This window comes from Desulfogranum mediterraneum DSM 13871 (assembly GCF_000429965.1).
Taxonomy (GTDB): domain Bacteria; phylum Desulfobacterota; class Desulfobulbia; order Desulfobulbales; family Desulfobulbaceae; genus Desulfogranum; species Desulfogranum mediterraneum.
The window spans coordinates 231,782-238,491 of record NZ_KE387006.1; the positions used below are offsets into that span (position 1 = coordinate 231,782).

5 protein-coding genes are annotated in these 6,710 nt (G+C 48.8%); 1 reads left to right on the forward strand and 4 read right to left on the reverse strand.

The genetic code is table 11. The features are described from left to right. Nucleotides 1-10: 10 nt before the first annotated feature. The 4 genes from G494_RS0119230 to G494_RS0119245 all read right to left on the reverse strand — a co-directional run bounded on the left by G494_RS0119230 (nt 11) and on the right by G494_RS0119245 (nt 5,988). Nucleotides 11-1,558, reverse strand: a complete 1,548-nt coding sequence (locus G494_RS0119230; protein WP_208597716.1) for a BCCT family transporter — start codon at nt 1,556-1,558, stop codon at nt 11-13. Between the two features lie 23 nt (nt 1,559-1,581). Continuing rightward, nucleotides 1,582-2,751, reverse strand: a complete 1,170-nt coding sequence (locus tag G494_RS0119235) for a M24 family metallopeptidase (RefSeq protein ID WP_035247678.1) — start codon at nt 2,749-2,751, stop codon at nt 1,582-1,584. Between the two features lie 24 nt (nt 2,752-2,775). Continuing rightward, nucleotides 2,776-3,987, reverse strand: coding sequence for a diaminopropionate ammonia-lyase (gene dpaL / locus G494_RS0119240; protein ID WP_028585819.1), 1,212 nt, complete (start codon nt 3,985-3,987; stop codon nt 2,776-2,778). A 249-nt stretch (nt 3,988-4,236) separates the two neighbouring features. Further along, nucleotides 4,237-5,988: a sigma-54 interaction domain-containing protein gene (locus tag G494_RS0119245; RefSeq protein ID WP_028585820.1), complete on the reverse strand. Its 1,752-nt coding sequence runs from the start codon at nt 5,986-5,988 to the stop codon at nt 4,237-4,239. Nucleotides 5,989-6,465: 477 nt separating this feature from the next. On the opposite strand from G494_RS0119245, the gene G494_RS28190 reads away from it, so the two are divergent. Beyond that, on the forward strand, nt 6,466-6,710 hold a 245-nt coding region (locus G494_RS28190; protein WP_208597717.1), incomplete at its 3' end, for a CGGC domain-containing protein.

A 6,710-nucleotide genomic window follows, 5' to 3' on the forward strand; every position in this document is an offset into this window, starting at 1 on the left:
GATAACCTCATCAATTCTGGAATTCCTGGCGGAACATCTTCATTGTACTGATCATACACAGAAACAGTACAAACATCAGTGGCAAGGCAAATATCAGGCTGATACTCTGCAGGAGTTCAATACCTGTTTTGCTGCCGAGCATCAAAGTCAGTGCCATGGAAGCTTGAGCAATAGTCCAGATGGTCTTCATCCTGTTGCTGGGGTTGGTCGCGCCGTCCTGACTCATGGAGCTCAGGGTAAAGGTGGAACTGTTCAAGGAAGTGATAAAACAAGTGAACAGGGCCAGTACAACACCCCATGAGATAAGAGAACCTAACGGGAATCCTTCCAAAACGATAAAGGTGGCAGCCTTTGAAGATGCTGCTGCAGCCTTGAGGGCTTCAGCCGGGGCCTGAATTCCTATGGTTCCGAAGAAGGCTACCCAGAGGAAAATACCGAGGCAGGGTAGGATCATGGAGCCGAGGATGAACTCACGTACTGTTCGTCCCTTGGAAACACGGGCAATGAAGGGGCCGACAAAAGGTGCCCAGGCGATAGCCCATGCATAGTAATATATCGGCCAGCCGGTAATCCATGGGGTCTCTTCTTTTGCAGCGAAAGTAGGCAGCATCAGCCCATCACGGAAGAAGTCGTTCATGTAGTTGCCAATGGAGTCAAAATATACATTGAGCATTGTTGTGGTCGGGCCGACCACTCCTACCAGCAGGATCAAGCCCATGAGCAGGTATGCATTGTAGTCTGAAAGGACTTTGATCCCTCTTTCAAGTCCTGTTGTAGTGCAAAGGACTGTGATGCCGGTGATGATTCCAACAACAAGGAATTTTGTCAGTGTTGAGTCCGGAGTCCCAAGCAGGTATGAAAAACTTACACTCAGAGATAGTCCAGTTTGACCGAGGGAGGTTGAAATACCAGCAATAGCCCCGAATATGCAGATCAGGTTGACAGCTTTGCCCCAATTGCCGTTGGCTTTGTCGCGGCCCCAGGGAAGCAGAATGTTACTGATCAGGCCGCTTTCTTTCTTGCGGTACATGAGATAGCCGAGAATCAGGCCGACAACAGAAAATGCGGACCATGCCTGAATGCCCTGATGGATGAAACTCTGCTTCATTGCAAATTTTGCCGCTTCAGGGGATTGAGGGGAGATCCCGGTTGTGACCAGCGGATTCATGTAGTGATACACTGGTTCTGCGACCCCCCAGTAAAGCATTACAGTACCCATGCCGGCTGAGAACAACATGCCCATCCACGAAAAAGTGCTGAATTCTGGCTTCGAATCGTCATCGCCAAAACGGATATTGCCGTATTTGCTGAATGCAAAAAAGAACATGACCATTACATAGGCAAAAGAACCTGCCATGTAGACCCAGCCGAAAGTCTCGGTCAGGTAGTTCATTGTTCCTATGCCGACGTTATATAAATGTTCCGGGAAAAGCAGTCCGGTAAGTACGACTAGAGCAATAAAGCTCATGGTGCTAATGAACAGCATTTTTCCCTGGTTAAGCTGCTGGATGGTTACAACTGCAGGTTTTGCCGCGACAGCTACGTTACCATTTGACATAATAATCTCCTTGCAGTGTCAGGTTAATCAATGATTGTGATATGCTCACTGGCGCGGCGGGTCAACCACTCGGCACCGTCTTCAGTAATCACGATGTTTTCTTCGTGGACCATATCTTTGCCTGGAGCATACGTCATGCCTGGTTCAAGGGTGATAACCATGCCCGGTTCTAGCACGGTGTTGTCTGTGGCTGTGTTGGAGGGCCACTCTGTCAACTGGATACCAAGTCCGTGTCCCAGGCGCCCTACTTCGTTGCCGAGTGCTCCGCCAGCTTCCATGACCTTCCACATGGCCTTGTACAGGTCGGTGGTGGTTGCACCAGGGCGGGCCACTTTAAATCCGGCATCGGTTGCCTCGTAAACGCAGTCGTAGGCCCGTTTTGTCTCATCACTGCAATGTCCGAAAGCGAAGTTGCGGTCAAAGTCGGAGAAGTAGCCGTCGTAAACAGCTCCTACATCGATGATGAGTACATCCCCTTTTTCAATTATGCGCGAAGTGGGACCCATGATAATGGAATCGTATCCGTCGGGACCTGAGCCGGAAATGAGGTATTTAACGAATTCCGCTCCCTTGCTGAGCATGTTGATGCGCATCTGGGTACAGATTTCACGTTCGGTCTGACCTGCTTTGGCATGGGCTGGAATCATGTCAAAGCCGTGGTTGGTAATGGCACAGGCCCTGCGGATCTTTTCCACTTCGGCGGTTGATTTTATGCTGCGAAGCTGATGGATATCTTTCGCTATATCAATAAACTCCTTGCCCTTAAGCATGTCGGCAAGCTTCAGGTAGTCGGTGGTGGGCATGCGCAGGTATGACTGCAGTCCGAGGGTGGCGCCGATTCGTCCGAAACAGCTGGGGAGGGAGTTGATAACGCCTGATACGAGGGTGATACCATCGTCTTCAGGATTGGGTGAAGACCAGGTGTGGATATCTTCAATCCAGGTGGCCTGCATGCCGCTTGCACCTATGCCGGGGATTACGGCGATGGGTTTGCCTTCAAGGGGAATAACCAGAAACCAGGGTCGAGTTGGGCTTTCCCAAAACTGGGTATAGAAGCCGGTGAAGTAACGAATGTTAGGTTCTGTGGTCAGGAAAACAGCATCGAGTCTTTTCTCATGCATGACCTTCTGTATACGCGCTGTTCTTGCCTCAAACTCTGAAGTGGTAAAGCCGAGTTCATTATTTCCCATCATATTCTCCATAACAAGTTGTTTGAACTATAATTTTTCTCGTCCGAACCAGACCACATCCCGGTAGGTCTGTGGGGATGTGTCTCCTTCTGTGCTGATGCACAGAACTTTCGAGTTCTCATTGAGTCCAATTTTTTCCCGTGCCTCACACCCTTCTTCCTCCTGCATGATCCAGTTGAGAAAACCTATTGTTGCCGCTCCGGATTCACCGGAAACAACCTGCTGATCTCCCTTTATGGGAGCGCCCAGAATGCGCATGCCTTTGGCGGCTATGTCGTCTGTACAGGAAGCGTAAGCCAGCGGGTAGTCGCGCAGGATCTCCCAGCTGGTGGGATTGGGCTCGCCGCATGCAAGTCCGGCCATCAGTGTTGCAAGATCTCCGTAAACAGCGTGGGGCTTACCGTCATTGGCACAGGCAGAAGCATAGAAACAGTTGGCTGCTTCAGGTTCTACAAGGATGAAAGTAGGAGCATCTTTTCCGAATACAGACATAAAGAATCCCAGCATTGCCCCTGCAAAACAACCTACTCCGGCCTGAAGCAGCACGTGGGTGGGACGATTGACGTCAATGGCTTGCATCTGCTCCAGGGCTTCAAGGGCCAATGTGGTGTAGCCCTGCATGATCAGATTGGGGATTTCTGTATATCCGTCCCAGGCAGTGTCCTGCACTGTAACCCAGTCGTTTTTTTGTGCTGTGTCCCAAGCCATCCGTACACAGTCATCATAGTTCAGTTCGGAAATGGTGCATTGTGCACCATGTGATTTGATGTTCTCAAGGCGGACAGGGTCAGAACCTTTAGGCATGTAAATGATAGCTTTATGGTTGAACTGCTGGGCAGCCCAGGCCAGGCCGCGTCCATGGTTTCCATCGGTTGTGGAGGCAAATGTTATATCACCGACAGCGGCACGCACTTCTTGTGATTTCAGGGAATCGCAGCTTACTTCCGTAATGCTTTTGCCCAGTTTCCGGGCAAGGTATTCACCTACCGCGTAGGAGCCGCCGAGGACCTTGAAAGCGTTCAGGCCGAAACGGTATGATTCGTCTTTGACCAGCACTTCTCTAAGGCCGAAATGAGTGGCAAGATTGTTGAGTCTAGCCAGTGGAGTCGGGGTGTAGGCTTCAAAGGTGGAGTGGAAGTTCCGCACCTTTTCAGCTACGTCCCTGCTCAACATGGAGACATCAGCTCCTGTTGTGGGAGCTTTTAAACTCCCGTTGTATTGAATCTTTACTTTTGACAACGTCTGTCCTCCTCGATGAATAGATTAATGCAGCTTATTCATGACTAGCAAAGAGCGCGCCAGAAGCGAGATTTTGTATATGTTTTGTTATTGTAGGTGGTTAGATGTTTGTTGTGTCTGGTTTGACAATGGCGCAAGCTTCTCAAAATGAGAAATTTCTCATTTTGAGAAGCTTGCGAGAGAGGGGGCAAGCAGGGTGAAGGCGATAGTGGAGGAGGTATCCGTCAAGAGAGCTGGCGCTCTATGTCTTTATCGATCAAGTTTCCGATATAAAGTTGCCAGGCTGATTCCCAGGGTCTTGGCGGCCTGTTTTTTGCCAGAGGTGGAATCTCCGTAATATTCAAGTGCTCGCAAGATTGCCTGCTTTTCCATTTCCTTGAGCGGAACCATGGGCGATTGCGGTGTTTGAGAAAGTTTAACCGTTTCCGGCATTGACTCCCCTTTGCTTTGTAGGAAGCCGGCATGCAGTCCTGCTTCGTTGATAGTGCCATCTGGAGCCGACATGTTTATAAGATATTCAATGGCGTTTTCAAGCTCACGGATGTTACCTGGCCAGCAGTAATTGCGCATGCGTTGAATGATCGATGAGGGGAGGTTGAGTTTGTTTTTCCCGAATAAATCGCAGTATTTTGTGATGAAATGATTGACCAGCAGATCGAGATCCTCAAGGCGCTGGCGCAGGGGAGTGGTCTGAATAGGGATCACGTTCAGCCTGTAGTAGAGGTCGCTTCTAAACATGTTTTGAGCCATCAGTTCATGGAGATTGTCGTTGCTTGCAGCTATGACGCGTATGTCAACGGCTACAGGACGGTTGCCTCCCAGGCGGATTATGGTGCGCTCTTGCAGTGCACGCAGAAGTTTAACCTGTAGATAGAGCGGCATGCATGATATCTCATCCAGAAACAGCACTCCCCCGTCTGCCAGTTCGAATTTCCCGATCTGTCCTTGCGGCAAGGCTCCGGTAAATGCTCCGCCAACATAGCCGAATAATTCACTTTCAAGCAGCGTGTCCGGAATTGCGCCGCAATTTATGGCCACAAAAGGCTCTTTAGACCTGTCACCGATGGAATGGATGCCACGGGCAACCAGCTCTTTGCCTGTACCGCTCTCTCCGGTGATCAGGACGGATGAATTAGTATCTCCTGTAGCGGTAATCTGTTCTTTTAATAGAATAATGTGAGGAGAATGGCCGATAATATGGTCAAGGCTACTGTCGAAATTAACCGTTGCAGCCTGCAGTGACTTGGATACAACTGAACGGATGGTGTCAAAAACAAAAACCGAAGAAAAACGGTTTGTTGAAGATTCTATTTCGGCCTGTTTGCCAATTATCAATTGTTGCCGACCGTCCTGTTCCACACTATATTCATTTAGGTCGGATAGGGTGAACCCGGTCGGGGTGATGGTGAAGTTCTCAAATTGAGAAGGGATGGTTTTCTGGAGAATTTTCTCCGCCTGATCATTATTAAACACAACTGATCCCTGACCATCGTAGATCAGTATGCCTTTTTCGTTAGCGTTAACCACCTGAGACATGACGTTGAGGAGGTCATTGATATCCTCAAACTCTTTCCTCTCCCGGACACGGACCGCAATACTGCTGGCTAGTAAGGACAGAAAGTTCATGTAAATTTCACGTCGACCCAACATTTGCTTCCGCACTTCCGAAGAAAAGCAGACCATCTCCATAGCTCCGTATGTAGTTATTCCGTCAGAAATGGGTGCACAGACGGAACACAGTTCGTGACAAGTTGCCTTGGTCGGGCATCCTTTGCAGATGATGTTTTTACGGGGATTGTCAATAAAGAGCGGTGTACTACCTTTTAGGGTTGTTTTTAATAGGTTTCCTGCGTTGTTAATGCTCTTCCCAATGTTTCCGGCATATTCCCCAGTCCCGGCGATACGGATAAGTTTCGTGTTTACGACTTCTATGTCCAGCCCGGTAATAGCTGAGATTGTATCTGCGTAGTATTGAATCTGTTCTTGCATTTTAAGTAACATTGTTTACACCTTGTAAGGAATGGGTACTAAAAAATACTCATTTTTCAAAAAAAGAAATGCAGTGCTCCATCGGAAAAGAGCTGTTGTTGAGAGTTGCTGTAACAGGCAGTTGAGAATGCTTTTTTTTCTAAGACTATCTGAGTCTTTTTTAAAGTAACATGGATTCACTTTGAAAAAGAAAATAGAGCCCTGCTTTTCGTAATAGTAAATAGCTGAGCATCTTCCTGGGAGCATGTAAGCTTACAGGTGAGTATAGCTTTTCTGGGAAATCGTGAAAGATTAGGCAGGCTAATGACTCTCCTGATTGTTGAAGTAGTAGCTAATCTACAGTTGACTGGTAGTACAGGGATGTAAGCGGTCTGCAGCGGTCATTCAAGAGATTGTTCTTTGTTGTCATTTGGGTTAATTCTGAAATGAGCATTATTATTTGTGGTGCCTGCCAGAGCCGTGCCGGGAGTAAGTGCCTGCGGGCCATGGATGAGCGCGAAGGCACCTTTGCCCTATAAGAATGAGGACATTCAGCTCGTGGGCCATACCACCTGTGGCGCTTGCCCAGGGGGCAACATCGAGTATGCTCCTGCTGAAGTGAAGAAGAATGGTGCAGGGGATATTTATCTGGCCAAAGGTATCAAGTCGATTACCCGGCTCTACCCTGCTCTGTTCAGCCTCGAGGGTGCGGTCTTTAGCCCCCTGTTGTTTGCAGGCGTCTTGGCAGGGATGAT